The organism is Peribacillus sp. YIM B13477, from assembly GCF_042787955.1.
GTDB classification, from domain to species: Bacteria; Bacillota; Bacilli; order Bacillales; family DSM-1321; genus Peribacillus; species Peribacillus frigoritolerans.
This window is the reverse complement of the sequence record NZ_JBHZPD010000006.1, coordinates 44,386-61,683: the sequence shown is the minus strand read 5'-3', so window position 1 is coordinate 61,683 and position 17,298 is coordinate 44,386. Positions and strand designations below refer to the sequence as shown.

17 protein-coding genes and 1 tRNA gene are annotated in these 17,298 nt (G+C 42.5%); 1 reads left to right on the top strand and 17 read right to left on the bottom strand.

Annotation, left to right across the window (positions count from 1 at the left end):
- Positions 1-36 precede the first annotated feature (36 nt).
- The 9 genes from eno to ACFX4H_RS17925 form a co-directional block, all read right to left on the bottom strand.
- On the bottom strand, positions 37-1,332 hold the full coding sequence (gene eno, locus ACFX4H_RS17965) for a phosphopyruvate hydratase (RefSeq protein ID WP_034309992.1): 1,296 nt from the start codon (positions 1,330-1,332) through the stop codon (positions 37-39).
- Positions 1,333-1,362: 30 nt separating this feature from the next.
- Complete coding sequence (gene gpmI, locus ACFX4H_RS17960) at positions 1,363-2,898, bottom strand: 2,3-bisphosphoglycerate-independent phosphoglycerate mutase (RefSeq protein WP_377435962.1); 1,536 nt, start codon at positions 2,896-2,898, stop codon at positions 1,363-1,365.
- Positions 2,891-3,652 (bottom strand): triose-phosphate isomerase, encoded by a 762-nt coding sequence (gene tpiA, locus ACFX4H_RS17955; protein WP_048688041.1) that lies wholly within the window; start codon positions 3,650-3,652, stop codon positions 2,891-2,893. The genes gpmI and tpiA overlap by 8 nt, the downstream gene beginning before the upstream one ends.
- Before the next feature lie 46 nt (positions 3,653-3,698).
- A complete protein-coding gene (locus ACFX4H_RS17950) occupies positions 3,699-4,883 on the bottom strand; it encodes a phosphoglycerate kinase (RefSeq protein WP_098185503.1) in 1,185 nt (394 codons plus the stop codon).
- Between the two features lie 247 nt (positions 4,884-5,130).
- On the bottom strand, positions 5,131-6,138 hold the full coding sequence (gap, locus tag ACFX4H_RS17945; protein ID WP_034309982.1) for a type I glyceraldehyde-3-phosphate dehydrogenase: 1,008 nt from the start codon (positions 6,136-6,138) through the stop codon (positions 5,131-5,133).
- A 32-nt stretch (positions 6,139-6,170) separates the two neighbouring features.
- On the bottom strand, positions 6,171-7,205 hold the full coding sequence (locus ACFX4H_RS17940) for a sugar-binding transcriptional regulator (protein WP_034309980.1): 1,035 nt from the start codon (positions 7,203-7,205) through the stop codon (positions 6,171-6,173).
- A gap of 139 nt (positions 7,206-7,344) precedes the next feature.
- Entirely contained in the window at positions 7,345-7,587 is a 243-nt protein-coding gene (locus ACFX4H_RS17935; protein ID WP_241636559.1) for a glutaredoxin family protein, read from the bottom strand.
- A 15-nt stretch (positions 7,588-7,602) separates the two neighbouring features.
- Positions 7,603-8,940: an RNA polymerase factor sigma-54 gene (rpoN, locus tag ACFX4H_RS17930; protein ID WP_222620024.1), complete on the bottom strand. Its 1,338-nt coding sequence runs from the start codon at positions 8,938-8,940 to the stop codon at positions 7,603-7,605.
- A 315-nt stretch (positions 8,941-9,255) separates the two neighbouring features.
- Positions 9,256-9,327: transfer RNA gene (locus ACFX4H_RS17925), tRNA-Arg, on the bottom strand.
- 289 nt (positions 9,328-9,616) lie between these two features.
- Between ACFX4H_RS17925 and clpP the strand changes: the two genes are divergently transcribed.
- Positions 9,617-10,222 (top strand): ATP-dependent Clp endopeptidase proteolytic subunit ClpP, encoded by a 606-nt coding sequence (gene clpP / locus ACFX4H_RS17920; RefSeq protein WP_034309977.1) that lies wholly within the window; start codon positions 9,617-9,619, stop codon positions 10,220-10,222.
- 101 nt (positions 10,223-10,323) lie between these two features.
- Here the strand turns inward: clpP and ACFX4H_RS17915 are convergent, their stop codons facing one another.
- From ACFX4H_RS17915 to ACFX4H_RS17880, 8 genes are all read right to left on the bottom strand, one after another.
- Positions 10,324-10,581: an HPr family phosphocarrier protein gene (locus ACFX4H_RS17915; protein ID WP_034309974.1), complete on the bottom strand. Its 258-nt coding sequence runs from the start codon at positions 10,579-10,581 to the stop codon at positions 10,324-10,326.
- 20 nt (positions 10,582-10,601) lie between these two features.
- Positions 10,602-11,555, bottom strand: a complete 954-nt coding sequence (gene whiA, locus ACFX4H_RS17910; RefSeq protein WP_034309971.1) for a DNA-binding protein WhiA — start codon at positions 11,553-11,555, stop codon at positions 10,602-10,604.
- Positions 11,556-11,622: 67 nt separating this feature from the next.
- A complete protein-coding gene (locus tag ACFX4H_RS17905; protein WP_034309967.1) occupies positions 11,623-12,609 on the bottom strand; it encodes a gluconeogenesis factor YvcK family protein in 987 nt (328 codons plus the stop codon).
- Positions 12,599-13,498 (bottom strand): RNase adapter RapZ, encoded by a 900-nt coding sequence (rapZ, locus tag ACFX4H_RS17900; RefSeq protein WP_034309965.1) that lies wholly within the window; start codon positions 13,496-13,498, stop codon positions 12,599-12,601. Before rapZ ends, ACFX4H_RS17905 begins: the two co-directional genes overlap by 11 nt.
- A 45-nt stretch (positions 13,499-13,543) precedes the next feature.
- A complete protein-coding gene (locus ACFX4H_RS17895) occupies positions 13,544-14,002 on the bottom strand; it encodes an NUDIX hydrolase (protein ID WP_034309963.1) in 459 nt (152 codons plus the stop codon).
- Between the two features lie 558 nt (positions 14,003-14,560).
- Positions 14,561-15,508: a thioredoxin-disulfide reductase gene (gene trxB, locus ACFX4H_RS17890; protein WP_034309960.1), complete on the bottom strand. Its 948-nt coding sequence runs from the start codon at positions 15,506-15,508 to the stop codon at positions 14,561-14,563.
- A gap of 103 nt (positions 15,509-15,611) precedes the next feature.
- Positions 15,612-17,114, bottom strand: coding sequence for a tetratricopeptide repeat protein (locus tag ACFX4H_RS17885; protein ID WP_034309958.1), 1,503 nt, complete (start codon positions 17,112-17,114; stop codon positions 15,612-15,614).
- Positions 17,107-17,286: a hypothetical protein gene (locus ACFX4H_RS17880; protein WP_063589719.1), complete on the bottom strand. Its 180-nt coding sequence runs from the start codon at positions 17,284-17,286 to the stop codon at positions 17,107-17,109. Before ACFX4H_RS17880 ends, ACFX4H_RS17885 begins: the two co-directional genes overlap by 8 nt.
- Positions 17,287-17,298 lie beyond the last annotated feature (12 nt).

Below are 17,298 nucleotides of genomic sequence, written 5' to 3'. Positions count from 1 at the left end.
TGGCCACATTGAATAGGAGGGAAAATTTTTGTAAGATTACTTTTTCAAGTTATAGAAAGATTTCAAGCCGCCATATACAGCCAAGTCACCAAGTTGGTCTTCGATGCGAAGAAGTTGGTTGTATTTAGCGATACGGTCCGTACGGGACATGGAACCGGTTTTGATTTGTCCTGCGTTTGTTGCAACGGCGATATCAGCGATCGTTGCATCTTCCGTTTCACCTGAACGGTGGGAAACGACTGCAGTGTAGCCTGCGCGTTTAGCCATTTCGATTGCATCAAACGTTTCTGTCAGTGTACCAATTTGGTTCACTTTGATCAGGATGGAGTTACCGATGCCTTTTTCGATGCCTTCAGCCAATTTTTTCGTGTTCGTTACGAAAAGATCGTCACCAACAAGCTGAACTTTAGAACCGATGCGTTCCGTTAGAAGCTTGTGGCCATCCCAGTCATTTTCATCCAGGCCGTCCTCGATGGAGATAATAGGGAATTCATTCACTAGCTCTTCATAGAAAGCAACCATTTCTTCGGATGTAACACCATTGCGGCCTTCGCCTGCAAGATCATATTTGCCTGTTTCTTTGTTATAGAATTCAGATGAAGCCACGTCCATGCCAAGGTAGATATCTTCGCCTGCTTTGTAGCCAGCTTTTTCAATTGCCTCGATGATGACTTGAAGCGCTTCACGGTTTGAACCAAGGTTTGGCGCAAAGCCACCTTCATCGCCGACTGCCGTATTTAAGCCTTTGGCTGAAAGGACAGATTTCAAGGCATGGAATACTTCCGCACCCATACGAACTGCTTCTTTGAAGCTAGGAGCCCCTACAGGAAGGATCATGAATTCCTGGAAGTCAACATTGTTATCGGCATGTGATCCACCGTTAATGATATTCATCATTGGAGTCGGAAGTTGTTTCGCATTGAACCCACCAAGGTAACGATACAATGGCAGTCCAGAAAATTCCGCAGCGGCATGGGCAGCAGCCATTGATACGCCAAGGATTGCATTAGCTCCCAAGTTTCCTTTGTTTTCAGTGCCATCCAATTCAATCATAGTAAGATCAAGGCCTGCTTGGTTCGTTACATCCAAACCGATGACAGCTTCAGCAATGATATCATTTACATTATCGACTGCTTTTTGTACCCCTTTACCCAGGTAGCGAGATTTATCCCCGTCACGAAGCTCAACCGCTTCGTGTTCTCCTGTTGAAGCACCTGATGGTACGATTGCACGTCCGAAGTATCCGGACTCTGTTTGGATTTCTACTTCTATTGTTGGGTTACCACGTGAATCTAGCACTTCGCGTGCATATACATGTTCGATGTACGGCATTATAAATCTCTCCTTTTCCTATTCACAATTTTATTTAGATAATAGGGATTTCCCTGTCATTTCAACAGGTTTTTCGACTCCAAGCAAATCGAGCATCGTTGGAGCTAAATCGCCTAAGATACCGCCTGTTCTTAATGTTACCTGATTTTTAGTGATAATGACAGGAACGGGATTCGTAGTATGGGCTGTCATCGGGTTGCCTTCTAGCGTTACCACTTCATCAGCATTCCCATGGTCAGCGGTGATGATCGCTGTACCGCCTTTTGAGACGATTAAATCGACAATCCTGCCTAGGCATTCATCCACTGTTTCAATCGCTTTAATGGTAGGCTCAAGCATCCCTGAATGACCAACCATGTCCGGGTTGGCAAAATTCAAGAGAATGGCATCAAAACGGTCAGCCTCAATTTGTTTCACCAATGCATCCGTCACTTCATAAGCACTCATTTCCGGTTGTAAATCATATGTAGCGACTTTCGGAGAATTAATTAAAATCCTCTCTTCACCAGGAAACTTCTCTTCACGTCCGCCGCTCATGAAAAACGTCACATGCGGATATTTTTCAGTTTCAGCGATACGAAGCTGGGTAAGCTGGTTTTGGGAAAGTACTTCCCCTAATGTATTATCAAGATTTGTCGGATTAAATGCAACATATCCGTCAACTGTTTCTGAAAAATGTGTCAAGCAGACAAAATGGAGATGCTTCGGATGTCCAGGACCGCGGTCAAATGAGCGGAAATCCTCATTCGTGAACGTATTGGAAATCTGGATCGCCCGGTCTGGACGGAAGTTATAAAAGATTACGGCATCATCATCTTTAATCGTTGCCACCGGTTTACCGTCTTCCGCCGTTATGACTGAAGGTATCACGAACTCGTCGAAAATTCCATGTTCATACGAATCCTCGACACATTCCATCGCAGAAGAGTAAGCAGGGCCATCACCATACACCATCGAACGGTAGGATTTCTCCACACGTTCCCAGCGCTTATCACGGTCCATCGAATAATATCTTCCGGAAATGGTCGCAAACTGACCAACACCGATTTCCTTCATTTTCGCTTCCGCTTCCTTAATATAACCCTGTGCCGTTTTCGGTCCGACATCACGGCCATCTAAAAATGCATGTACATATACATTTTTAACTCCTTCTTTAGCGGCCAATTTCAAAAGGGCATACATATGATCGATATGACTATGCACGCCGCCATCTGAAAGAAGACCAAAAAGATGAAGGTCCGTGCCTTTTTTCTTGGTATGGCTCATGGCATCGACCAAAGTTGGGTTTTGTGCAAACTCACCTTCACGTATTGCCAGGTTCACACGGGTCAGGCTTTGATAAACGATCCGTCCTGCCCCGATATTCAAATGGCCCACTTCCGAGTTCCCCATTTGACCGGCAGGCAAGCCGACCGCTTCCCCGCTTGCAGTTAAATGGGAGTGCGGATACTGTTCCCAATATCGGTCAAAGTTCGGTTTTTTCGCATGAAAAACAGCATTACCCTTTTCTTCGTTACGGCAGCCAAAACCGTCTAAGATGATAAGTGCCACAGGCGACTTACTCATAGTGACCAGCCTCCAGCAATTGTAAAAATGAATCGGATTTCAAACTAGCACCGCCAACCAATGCACCGTCTATATCAGGTTGTGCCATGTACTCTTTAATATTCTCAGGTTTTACACTGCCACCGTACTGAATGCGGATGGCTGCAGCTGCTTCATTTGAAAATTTGTCGGCAACGACTGAGCGGATATGCGCACAAACTTCATTAGCATCTTGAGCTGATGACGATTTTCCGGTTCCAATCGCCCAAATCGGCTCATAAGCAATAACGGCTTGTTTCAATTGATCGTCAGATAATCCTGCTAGGCCTTTCTCAATCTGGCTGCCTACGAAATCATTCGTTTCGCCAGCTTCCCTTTGCTCAAGTGTTTCACCGCAGCAAACGATCGGGGTCAATTGGTGGGCAAAAGCGGCATGAGCTTTTTTATTAACGGCTTCATCCGTTTCGTTGAACATTTCCCTGCGCTCAGAATGACCAAGTATGACGTAGGATACCCCAAGATCAGCCAAGGCGATTGGGCTGATTTCTCCTGTGAAAGCACCGCTTTCTTCAAAGTGCATGTTCTGTGCCCCGATTTTCACATCGGTTCCTTTTGCTGCTTGAACGAGCTGATCCAAAAATAAAGCTGGAGCACATACAACCGTATCGATTACATCTTGCTTCGGAATCAAATTGCTCACTTCTTCTAAAAAGGCAGTCGCTTCAGATAGTGTTTTATTCATTTTCCAGTTTCCTGCAATAATCGGTTTACGCATTTGGTTTCTCATCCCTTCTAATGTTGAAATATGTAACGGTTCAATCTTATTTATCGTTCAAGGCTACAACGCCAGGCAACTCTTTGCCTTCCATGAACTCAAGAGATGCACCGCCGCCAGTTGAAATATGGGACATCTTTTCTGCCAGTCCAAACTTTTCTGCAGCTGCGGCCGAATCCCCTCCGCCAACAATGCTGTACGTATCATTTGCTTCCGCCAAGGCTTGAGCAACGGTTCTCGTTCCATTCGCAAATTTATCGAACTCGAATACACCCATTGGTCCATTCCAAATGACAAGCTTGGAACTTTTGATTACATCCGCAAATAATTCACTTGTTTTTGGTCCGATATCAAGAGCCATTTTATCACTTGGAATAGCATCGATATCGACATTATCCGTCTCAGCATCAGGTGAAAATTCAGCAGTTACGACTGCATCGATAGGCAAGTGAAGTTTTACGCCTTTTTCTTTTGCACTTTCGATGAAAGATTTGGCCAATTCTATTTTGTCTTCTTCCAATAAAGAATTACCGATTTCATGACCTTGCGCTTTAATGAATGTGTAACCCAATCCACCACCAATGATCAAGTGATCGACTTTTTCCAAAAGGTTTTCGATAACGCCTATCTTATCCTTTACTTTTGCTCCGCCAATTATAGCTGTAAAAGGACGTTCTGGGTTGGAAAGGGCTTTTCCAAGTACAGAAAGCTCTTTTTCCATCAGTAATCCAGCAACGGCCGGGAGATGGTGAGCTATTCCTTCAGTTGAAGCATGTGCACGGTGCGCAGCTCCGAATGCATCGTTAACATAAACATCAGCCAGTGCCGCAAATGACTTCGCCAATTCTTGATCGTTCTTCTCTTCTCCTGGATAGAAACGAACGTTTTCCAACAACAGGATCTCGCCATTTTGCATGTTTTCAATGATTGATTGAACGGTCTCGCCGTATGCTTCTTCTGCCTTTTGCACATCTTTGCCGCTAAGTTCGCTTAGTCTTTCCGCAACAGGTGCTAAACGCAATTCTTCTACGACTTGTCCTTTAGGACGGCCAAGATGGCTGGCTAAGATGACTTTTGCGCCTTGTTCTGTCAAATAGGAAATCGTCGGCAGTGCAGCCTTGATTCTCGTATCATCCGAGATCTTTCCGTCCTGCATCGGCACGTTGAAATCAACACGGCAAAATACGCGTTTCCCCTTTAATTCAATATCTTTAATTGACTTTTTATTCATAATCCAAGAACCTCCTTAGATATTGTTATCATATTTTTGATTCTTTTAGCCAAAAAGGGAGAGGGTAAATTTCCCAACTCCCCTTTTCTCTTTTTCATTATAGTCGGTTTCCAGGAAATTATCCAAAAACAAGAAATGTAAACGCTTGACTGATTAATGACTTACTAATAATATCATCTTCTGCCAAGTTTTTTTAGAGCTGTGATAAAAAAAACCTCACCTTGGTGAGGTTTTTTTATTATTCTAATTACAATCCTTTTTTAGCCAAATAGTCGATCAAATCAACAACACGGCTTGAATATCCTGTTTCATTATCATACCAAGATAATACTTTAACCATGTTTCCTTCCATTACCATTGTGGAAAGGGCATCGATTGTAGATGATGATGGGTTACCGTTATAGTCAGTTGATACTAGCGGAAGTTCGCTGTACTCAAGGATTCCTTTTAATTCACCTTCAGAAGCCTTTTTGAATGCTGCATTAACTTCTTCAACTGTTGTGTCTTTTTCAAGTTCAGCAACAAGGTCGACAACAGACACGTTTGGAGTAGGTACACGCATAGCCATACCATTCAATTTCCCTTTAAGTTCAGGAAGGACAAGTGCAACAGCTTTTGCTGCCCCAGTTGTTGTAGGAATGATATTCTCGGCAGCTGCACGTGCACGACGGTAATCTTTATGAGGCAAATCAAGGATTTGCTGATCATTTGTATAAGAGTGAACAGTTGTCATCATACCGCGTTTGATTCCGAATTGTTCATGAAGCACTTTAGCAAATGGAGCTAAGCAGTTCGTTGTACAAGAAGCATTAGAGATTACATGGTGGTTTGCTGCATCATATTTGTCTTCGTTTACACCCATGACGATCGTGATATCTTCATCAGATGCAGGAGCAGAGATGATTACTTTTTTCGCGCCAGCTTCTAAATGCTTAGCTGCATCCGCACGTTTTGTGAAACGTCCAGTAGATTCAACAACTACTTCTACTCCCAGTTCACCCCATGCTAATTGTGCAGGATCACGTTCAGCCAATACTTTTACTTTGTGACCATCAACAACAAGGTAATCCCCATCAACTGCTACTTTTTCATTAAGAGATCCATGAATTGTATCGTATTGAAGAAGGTGCGCTAACATATTAGCATCCGTTAAGTCGTTAATAGCAACAATCTCTACCCCAGGATTACTCAATGCTGCACGAAATACATTACGTCCAATACGTCCAAAACCATTAATACCAACTTTTACTGCCATGAAAAATTCCTCCTTTTAAGTTCGCAAATATATTAAGGGGTGTAATTCCCCTGAATTAACTCTTGTGCCGCAGCTTCATCCGTGATCAAAACGGTCGATGAAGGTGCGCCTTTCATGTAGGAACGGATAGCCTTTGCTTTAGTTTTGCCACCTGCCACAGTTATCACTCGCTTTTCAGGGCTAAGATCATCTAACTGGATGCCGACTGTCAAAACTTTATGAACAACTTTGCCATTTTCATCGTAGTAATAACCGAATGCCTCTCCTACAGCATTTCCATCTAACAGCTTCTTTAACATTTCTGGCGAAGAATTTCTTCTCTCTGCCATCGCCATGGCATCACCGATTCCATGAATGATCATATCGGCAGACTTGATTTGGGAAATCACTTCTTTAATTGCAGGTTCCTTCTGAAATGATGCATAAACCTCACCGCTTAATTGATCGGGTACATATAACACTCTGTAAGAGGCTTGAGCCTTCTGTGCCATTTTTTCGACAATCGTATTGGCCTGATTCTGCACCGCTTCACCAATTCCCCCGCGGGCTGGGACAAATGTCAATTTCCTGGATGCTTCATCAGGTGACAACGAATTAGCCACTTCTGCCATTGTCGATCCGCCAGTAACCGCAATGATATTCTTTGAGTTCCATTCTCGTTTCATACGGTTTGCACAAGCTTTACCCAATTCTTTTTTCACCCATGGGGTTTCATCACAATTTCCTGAGACAATTATGACTTCATCCACTTGTAACAAATCCTGCAATTGCTTTTCCATTATGTCTATACCCATTACTTCACGCATTATTCCTTCTAACTTATCCAGGATTTCAATCCCTTCATCAGTCAGCGTCATGCCAGAGCTGAAGATGTTAACCAGGTTCTGACTTTTCAGAAAATCAACCTCGCCTCTAAGCGTCCGCTCTGTCAAATTAAGGCTCACGGACAGACTGCGCCTTCCAACCGGCTGCATCATTTTGATATAACGCAGGATATCATATCTTTTTTGCATAACCAAAAGGAAATCGGGCAATAATTTTCTTTGTACCTCGAGTAATGTACGCATATTTAAAACTCCTAAAAAGTTAAGTTGGACATTTAACGTCCCGCGTAGTCATTTTCTGTCCCACTTAAAACAAAAAAATATTCCTGCTACATATTTTATTCTAGCAGGAACGGAATGTTTCTTCAAATGATTTGAAAAATTATTTTTCAAAAAGCCTATTTAGAGCTGATTTATCAACGTTTCCGAACTGAACGATTTCATCTTTCCATTCAACGACAGGAATCATCAGCCCGAATTTCTCAAGCAAATCATCATCGGTATGGATATCGATTTCCTTATAGCCTATGCCTGACTCCACTTTCACTTCTTCGAGTACCTGTTTGGCTTTATCACATAACGGGCATTTATCCCTACTATATAAAACAAACGCATTCGTTTCCAAAACCACTCATCCTTTTCAATCATATCTTTTTCGTTTAGATGAAGAAGGGATCCCTAATTGTTCCCGGTACTTGGCAACGGTTCGGCGTGCCAGGATAATTCCATGCTCTTCCTTCAGCCGTTCTGCCAAGTCTTGATCCGAAAGCGGCTTTTGTTTATTTTCCCCATTGATGGCTGCCTGGAGGCTCTTTTTCGCTTGCATGCCCGACATATCCTCATCAAGGCCGACCGACTGTAAAGAAGTGGTGAAAAATATCCGCATCTCTATCGTTCCAAATGGTGTCTGTACGTACTTCCCCTTAACCGCCCGGCTCACTGTGGACTCATGTATGCCAAGTTCGTCTGCGATTTCTTTCATCGTCATCGGCTTCAAATAGTTCAGGCCATGATGAAAGCACGCCGGCTGTTTTTCGACGATGCACTGAATAACTTTCAATATCGTTTCTTTTCTCTGTTGGATTCCCCTGGAGATCCATTGGTATTCCTGCCACTTATCCTGGATAAACCGCTGAACTCCCTGATCCTTATGGCTCTTCATTCGGTTTAAATACCCTTTATCCACATTAAGATTGGGTGTGTTACCATCATAATTCCCGACAAGCAGCATGCCATCCCGAACTTCCACGACCACATCAGGCACTATATAAGAAGGTTTTTCCTGAAAAAAGAGTGATGCCGGACGCGGGTTCAACGTCTGGACATAATCAAAGACCTCTTGAATCTCCTTCAGTGTAACACCGATTTTCTTACTTAGGTCTTTCCAGCGCTTTTCAGCAAAATCGAGGAAATGGTTTTCTATGATCGATTCTGCCAGCAGATTCTCCCCTTCTGCTTTCACTTGAAGCAAAAGGCACTCTTGAAGATTCCTCGCTCCGATGCCATGCGGTTCGAGTTCCTGTAAAATCGAGAGACACTCTTCCAAAACGGCCGGAGATATGCCTGGGATGCATATATCATCCAGCTGAGTCCTTAAGTAACCGTTTTCATCAAGGTTATGAATTAATAGAAGCATTGCCTTTTGCTGCTCACCGGAAAACTGCTGGTGATTCACTTGGGACATGATATGCTGTTCCAGCGATATGGTATCTTCACTGATCTGTTCAATCCAATAGTTTGCATCATACGTATTTTTAAGAGTCCGTTTACCTTTTTTGCGGTCAAAAGTTGGCTGAAATAAAGAAGATGTTGGCTGATCTATTGACAGTAATGGGTTCTCCACCATTTTATTTTCTAAAAAAGCCGATAGCTCCTGCGAGGAGTATTGCAGCAATGTAATAGCTTGCATGAGCTCCTGGGTCATTGCCATCTTTAATGTTTGCTGTTGAAAAAGTCCTGCTTTCATATTCATACTCATCGATTCATCCCTCCCCCCACTCCATTTTACATTATCAGGAGAAAATTCTACACAAAAACCCATGAAAACGCTTACGATTTTTTTCTGAATAGTTTATTTGTTTTAAATACTATATGTTAGAAACGCAAATTTAACAACTACTTTTATTGAAAAATCACCATTTTTCAATAGTGTGGGCGAATATTTTCAAGACAGGACCGACATTACAGGATTCGATGGAATATTACGGAAAACGCGCAAATTCGGCAAAAATTTTAACTCTCCTAAAAAAGACCAATAAAAAATCCCCCACTTTATTAAGCAGAAGATTGGTAATGCCCTCGGCAGGAATCGAACCTGCATTTCAAGCTTCGGAGGCTTGCGTTCTATCCGTTGCACTACGAGGGCGTAATAGAAAATATTTTTTTAACAGACTTCATTATATGATAGAATACCCTCCTTTGCAAGGGTTATCATGTTTAAAACTTTATCATTTGGGTATTATGGGTAGTGTGGAAATTCATCCCTGTGCGGCATAATATATAAAACATTCTATCAGGAAGGAGCCTTAGCCAGAAAATTGTCGAACAAATTATCCATAATAGGGTTTGTTTTGTTTGACCTAAATTGACCAAAAAGTGTATCATACATACATAAAGAATTTAAATGATTCTCTTAATCGAAGGAGGAAATGAACATGAATTTAATTCCTACAGTTATCGAACAAACAAGTCGTGGGGAGCGTGCCTACGATATTTACTCCCGTTTATTAAAAGACCGGATCATTATGCTAGGAAGTGCAATTGACGATAATGTTTCCAACTCCATTGTTGCTCAATTACTATTTTTAGAAGCGGAAAATCCTGAAAAAGATATCACTCTATACATCAACAGCCCTGGCGGAAGCATCACTTCCGGTATGGCCATTTACGATACTATGCAATATATCAAACCTAATGTTTCGACAGTATGCATCGGTATGGCCGCTTCCATGGGTGCTTTCCTATTGGCCGCTGGCGAAAAAGGCAAACGTTATGCATTGCCAAACAGCGAAGTCATGATTCACCAACCACTTGGAGGAGCTCAAGGTCAAGCAACGGAAATTGAAATTGCTGCCCGCCGTATCCTTCACTTGAAAGATAAGCTGAACCAAATCTTGGCAGAACGTACGGGACAACCTATCGAAGTCCTTCAAAGAGATACGGAACGTGATAACTTCATGACTTCCGAAAGAGCTCTTGAATATGGCTTGATTGACAAAGTCATCACGCGCAGCGTTCTTGATGATAAAAACTCTAAGTAATCCTGCAACAAAAGAAAGGCTCCGGACATCGCCATAAGCGACTTCCGGAGCCTTTTTTTACATGATAAAAGAAAAGGATGCACATTTAGGCATCCTCTTTTTTAACCCTCTTGCTGAACGAACTCTTCCAATGCTTCTAATGCTTCTTTTTCATCGCGTCCTTCGATGATTAACTTCACGGATACTCCAGAACTGATGGCAAGGCTCATTAATCCCATTATACTTTTCGCATTCACTTTCTTTCCTTCTTTTTCAAGAAAAACATCTGAATGAAAGCGGTTAGCTTCTTGTACAAAAAGAGCCGCCGGCCGAGCTTGCAAACCCGTTTTCAATTTTACCTCAACTTGTTTCTCCACCATCTTGATCTCCCCTGTTAGCTTTATTTTTTCGCAGCAATAGCCTCTCCCCCACGGAGCCTGTCAGCTATTTCATCAATCTTACGCAATCGGTGATTAATCCCGGACTTACTGATGGTTCCCCCGGATACCATTTCCCCAAGTTCCTTTAAGGTTATATCCTGAAACGCTATCCTAAGCTCCGCAATTTCCCGAAGCTTATCCGGTAAAATGCTAAGTCCTACCGTATCCTCGATATAATGGATATTTTCAACCTGGCGCAATGATGCCCCGATCGTTTTGTTCAAATTGGCTGTTTCACAATTCACAAGCCGATTCACTGAATTACGCATATCACGGACAATCCGTACATCCTCGAACCTTAATAAAGCTGAATGGGCGCCAACTATACTTAAAAACTCGGCAATCTTTTCGGCTTCTTTCAAATAAATGATGTACCCCTTCTTGCGTTCAAGTGTCTTGGCCTTCAAGCCAAACTTATTCATTAGCTCACATAGGGCATCATTGTGCTCTTTATAAAGTGAGAAAATCTCAAGGTGATAGGAAGACGTTTCCGGATTGTTTACCGAACCCCCTGCAAGAAATGCACCTCTTAGATAAGAACGCTTACAGCATTTCTTCCCAACAATAGTATCGGATATATCATGGAGAATTTCAAAGCCATCGCCTAAAATTTCCAAATCGGTTAAAACCCGCTGCCCTCCGGATGACATCCTGACAATATATACATTGTTCTTTTTAAGCTTCATCTTTTTACGGACCAACAGCTCGACCTGGACCTCATAACTTTTTTTAAGCAGCGTATAAATCCTTCTGGCAATCGCAGCATTCTCAGTTTGAATATCCACAACAAGCTTCCGATTAGAAAATGAAAGGGATCCGTTCATCCGGATAAGCGCACACAATTCCGCTTTACCGCAGCAATCCTTTCCCTCTAATGTTGTAAGCTCTTTTTTTGTTTCTGAAGCAAAAGACATCCATTTCACCCCCAATCGAACGCAGGTAATCTATTTTTATCAATCAAAAAACCGTCCCCGCTTATATCTACGGTTCTATGTGGCTTTTTGTTTCATTTACAAGCATATTATAAAGCAAATCCGCCACTTTTTTCGTATCATGGCGTATTACATTCCCTTCAAAGCTGAAAATGCGTTCTTGTATGATTTCAAGACCCATCATTTTTAAGCTTTCCACATCATACATGACCGGTTTGGCATATTCAGCTTGATAGCGCTGCTGAATCTCGGTTGGTATTTCCTCATTATTAACAAGTATCCTGTCAATATATGCATTTCCCATATGGTCATATATCGCTTTTATATGATCACTCGCGCTATAATCCAGAGTCTCGCCGGCTTGTGTCATCAAATTGCAAATGTACACCTTCTTCGCCTTGGAGCGGGCAACCTCTTCTCCTAAACCAGGGACAAGTAAGTTAGGCAGAATGCTAGTATATAGGCTTCCTGGACCTATGACTATAAGATCTGCCTGCTTGATTTCCTGGAGAGTTTCACTAAGCGGCTTTATATGATGAGGAGACAGGAACACTTTTTTTATTTTCTTTCCTGAGAAGGGAATCTTGGACTCTCCTGTAACAATCGTGCCGTCATCCATCTCTGCATGGAGAACCACACTTTGATTCGCAGCCGGAAGCACTTTACCGCGGACATTAAGGAATTTACTCATTTCCTGGATCGCATGGACGAAATCCCCGGTCAGCGAAGTCATTGCCGCCAGTATCAAATTCCCCAGCGAATGCCCGGACAACTCATTTTTACTTTGAAAGCGATGCTGAAACATTTGTTCAACAAGGGGCTCTACATCCGATAACGCAGCCAGCACGTTACGAATATCACCCGGAGCGGGAATATCCATATCCTCGCGAAGGCGGCCTGAACTTCCACCATCATCAGCTACCGTTACGATTGCCGTTATATCTACCGGATGCTTCTTTAACCCTCTCAACAAAACAGGAAGGCCGGTTCCTCCACCGATGATCACAACCTTAGGCTGTTTCTTTTTATCTAACATCTGCTTTCCCCTTACTTTTTTCGATATCGCGATGTGATACTTGAACCCTGTAATCCTTTTTGAAGTGGTTTGAAATATACTCCGTCAATGCTACAGAACGATGCTGGCCGCCTGTACACCCAATCGCAACAACAAGCTGCGCTTTCCCTTCACGTTTATAATACGGAAGCATGAAAGCGAGCAGATCGGTCACTTTTTCCAAGAATTTTTGCGTCTCACTCCATTTTAAAACGTAACTAGACACTTCCTGTTCCAAGCCAGTCCTTGGCCTCATATGGTCAATATAATATGGATTTGGCAGGAACCGTACATCAAATACAAGGTCGGCATCTATCGGCAGACCATGCTTGAACCCGAACGACATGACATTGACTGTAAAACCGACACTTTTATCAGCAGAAAACTCCGAAGCGATTTTCTCCCTCAATTCGCGCGGTTTCAGTTGGGAAGTATTAAAGATCAACTGGGCCCTTCCCTTCAATTCGTCCAAAAGTTCCCGTTCCATTTTAATGCCTTCCAATGGCCGGCCTAATGGAGCAAGGGGGTGGGTCCTTCTCGTTTCCTTATATCTGCGTACCAAGGAATCATCATCAGCTTCAAGAAAAAGGATTCTTGGTGATACTGCAGCTGCATCCGATAAATTATCCAGTGCAAGAAACAAGGAATCAAAAAATTCCCTTCCCCTTAAATCCATGACAAGAGCCACTTTATTCATCTTATTCCCGGAGTCCTTCATTAACTCCAAAAACTTTGGCAACAGCGTGGGCGGCAAATTATCGACGCAAAAAAAGCCGAGGTCTTCAAAACTTTGAACCGCCACTGTCTTACCTGCTCCGGACATTCCGGTAATGATGACCAATTGCGTTTCACTCATCTGCCCTGTACTCATAGTTTCTCCGCCCCCATGTATAGCAATCTTTTTTATCTCTAAAAATTAACCTGGATCCAACCGGTAAGAAAGCAGCTTGAACTCTGGCGTATAGGTAAAGGTTCCATAGATGATCCCACTGCCATGAACCATATAATCCAGGATGTGAAAATCACCTTCAGCCATCATCAGCTTTTTAACATCTTCAACCGGATGCCAGCTAAGTTCCCCTTCTTCACAAACATCCACATTTACACCATCGGAATCCGTTGCAAAGAAGGTGAACATCATCCATTCTGATAAAACTTTATCTCCGTCCTTCATGATGAAGGTGAAAATACCTTTGATGGAAGGGTTTTTTAAATAAACGCCCGTTTCTTCGCGATATTCCCTAATGCAAGCATCGCGAACAGATTCCCCAGGTTCCATCTTGCCGCCTGGAGCTACCCACCATCCGCGTCTAGGCTTTTTCAATAAGAGGATTTGATTATCTCTGATCAATACACAGTTTGTGACACGTTGCACGTTCTTCACCTCGATTGGCTCTGCTCGACTAATAGAAACCTTCACCCCCCGTGTTGAAGAGATTCAGTTTATATCCTTAAACCGCCGCTAGATATCCATTTGGCGATCTACAAATGCTAATAGTTCAAACAAGTTGTATTTTTCATCTTCTTACCATTATGAAAGATATATATATGTTTAGTATATCTTATCATTATACTATTTTTAAAATAAGCTAACAATAAAGTAAACTTCCTGCATTGGGGGAATCTTCAATTGCAAGGAATCACATAGGTAAGCCTTTATCCTGCTTACCTCCTATTCTTCTCCACTTTCGCTTCCTAAATGCAAAGGAACGACTTGTTTCACATTAAAAACCGCTGGATACATCCTAAAAATTGGAACTAAAGATATAGTCTCAAAGCAGGAAAACAAAAAAAAGACACAGAAACTTATTCTGTGTCTTTAAACGTTTATAATTAAAGGGGGTCAACTTCTACCCCCTACTATACCGAATCATTATTTCACGCATGTTACAACATCGTTAAAACGGAATTACGATTGTATATTCTTGTGAAATCAAGCCTTTGGCTGCAATTTTTCTTGAAGTTCCTCAACAAAATGCTGAGCGGATTGGGCGGCAATGCTTCCATCGCCTGTAGCTGTAACGATTTGGCGCAATGTTTTTTCACGAACATCACCTGCAGCGAAAATACCAGGTACGCGTGTTTCCATCCGATCATTCGTTTCAATATAGCCTGTTGAGTTCAAGATGCCCAAGTTTTCAAATGGTTTCGTTAGCGGAAGCATTCCGATATAAATGAATACACCGTCTGCGTCCATCACTGTCTCTTCTCCGTTTTCAGTGGAAACTAGTGTGACACCGCCGACCTTGCCGCCTTTTTCATTGATTTCCTTCAAAGTGTGATTCCAGATGAAGTTAATTTTCTCATTGGCAAATGCACGATCTTGAAGAATCTTTTGAGCACGAAGTTCGTCACGTCTGTGAACGATCGTCACTTTCGAAGCAAAGCGGGTTAAGTACACACCCTCTTCAACAGCAGAGTCTCCGCCGCCGATAACGAACAGTTCCTTTTGCTTGAAGAATGCACCATCACAAACTGCACAATACGATACACCGCGGCCGCCCAATTCTTTTTCGCCTGGAACGCCGATTTTCTTATATTCGGCACCAGATGAAATGATGATTGAACGTGCTTTGAATTCCTTTGAACCGGCTTTGATCGTTTTATACTCTTCACCGTCGATGATTTCCTTAACATCCCCATAGGCATACTCCGCACCGAACTTCTTTGCATGGTCAAACATTTTCGTTGAAAGTTCAGGTCCGAGTATAGTGTCGAATCCAGGATAGTTTTCAACTTCCTCCGTATTGGCCATTTGCCCGCCCGGTACTCCGCGTTCTAACATCAATGTTGAAAGGTTCGCACGTGATGTATAGACAGCCGCCGTCATCCCTGCAGGACCAGCTCCAATAATAACAACGTCATAAATTTTTTCAGACATGTTTTCACTCCTCCATATTCCATTACAAATGGAACCTTCACTACGGTTAGTGTTCCCTACCTATTATCCTATATAACAAATAATTTTTCGTCCAAATATCTGCTCATCCGAGTAAGTTTTGAACCAACTTCACGTACTTAGATAAGGTGGACACCGAAATGAAATGTTTGTCTGCGATTGCCTGTTTGCTCGCCTTCTCACTTTTAAGCTGAATCCACACGTACTCCACCGCAGATGCCCATCCTGCCGGATTATTTAGCTTCTGCTCGGATTTCACCGCTTCGATGAAAACGGAAAACCACATTAAATAGAGCCCGGCTTCATTTAATTGTATCGGTTGGAAATGCTGATATAATAACTCAGCTGTGCGATCGGCAAAATCAATCGGTGTTAATTGGCGCTCTTTAGCAGGACCTTGAACAAGTTCGGCATAATCACGTTCCAATTCAGTGAAATTCTGGTTTAGGTTGAGGACCTGGTTTTTCAATAGCTTCTGTTTATGAACCGAATGTTTCAGAAGGAAAATGGCAAAAAGCCTTTCTTCGATGAATTCACTTTCCAGCCTTTTTATAATAGAAGGAAAATGATGTTCAAAACCATCTGAAGTTGCATTCATATCTCCCCAAGGCTCCATGCCTTCCTTTTCCGGGTTCATTTCCACGACCTTTTTCCATGCCTTTTTGGCAGCCTGTTCGTGGCCTAGGTGGTAAGCTGAAATGGTAAGCCAGTAGTAGAAGGTTCCATCTCCTTCGAACCCTTGCTTTTGAAGTCCTTTAAGCCAATTATATGCAGAAGCATAATTTCCGATCAGAGCGAAGGTCGCTCCAAGCTTGAAACGGTGTTCGGATAGCATGGGCCTAATTTTCTCCAGCATCTGTATGAGCTCTTCAACCTTTGCCTCATCCTGTTGATAATGATGAAATACAACAAGGTTACAAAGCGCATGCAGGTTTCCCGGACTTTTTTCCAGTACCTCATCAAGTGTTGCAAAAGCTTCATTCACTTGACCAAGATAGAAATAGGCAAGTGCCAGGTTATTATAAGCGGACCAGTAATCCTCGTACTCGGCAATCGTTTCTTTCAGCACTTCGATCGCCTTCGGGAAATTGCCTGATTCCAGGTACTCGCGGGCTTGTTCCTGTTTGGTAATGAGCCCATCATGCTTAAAGGGATTTTCTTCTGACTCATCCGACTCAAAAGTTATCAATTCAAGCAAATCCTCTGCGTCATCGCTGAACTCCCCGTCTTCTTCTTTATCAAGATAAGCACTGGCGTGACGATAAGCCTCCTTGAACATGCCTAAGTGGGCATAATTATTCGCCAGGAAGTAATGACATTCCGACATATAAGGATCCATCACATCCAAGATGTTTTCCAAAAGGTTGTTTGAATAATTATATTCACCGATTTCCGAGCAAGTGATAGCCAATTGACAAGCTATCATCGGTTCAGCAGGTTCAAGTTCCAACGCACGTTCCAGGTATTTCTTTGATTTAGGTAATTCCCGTCTATGATAAGCTTTTAAACCCTTGGTGAAATAATACTCACCTGTTGGGTGAAAGGTTAGAATTTTTGCCTGTTGGCCAAATTTAGAGTCTTTACTCATGTAATCCTCCATCTACAAGTTGATTAACCATAGTATTATAACATATTGGAGAAAATTTGCCGAACAATTCAAGAAAATGGAAAACAGGAATCATCATGCTTTCTTCAAGAAAAATTGAAGCATTTTCCTTGTCATATGTTGATTCAGGATCACTGCCCGCCATCGTAAACACACACAAAAGCCC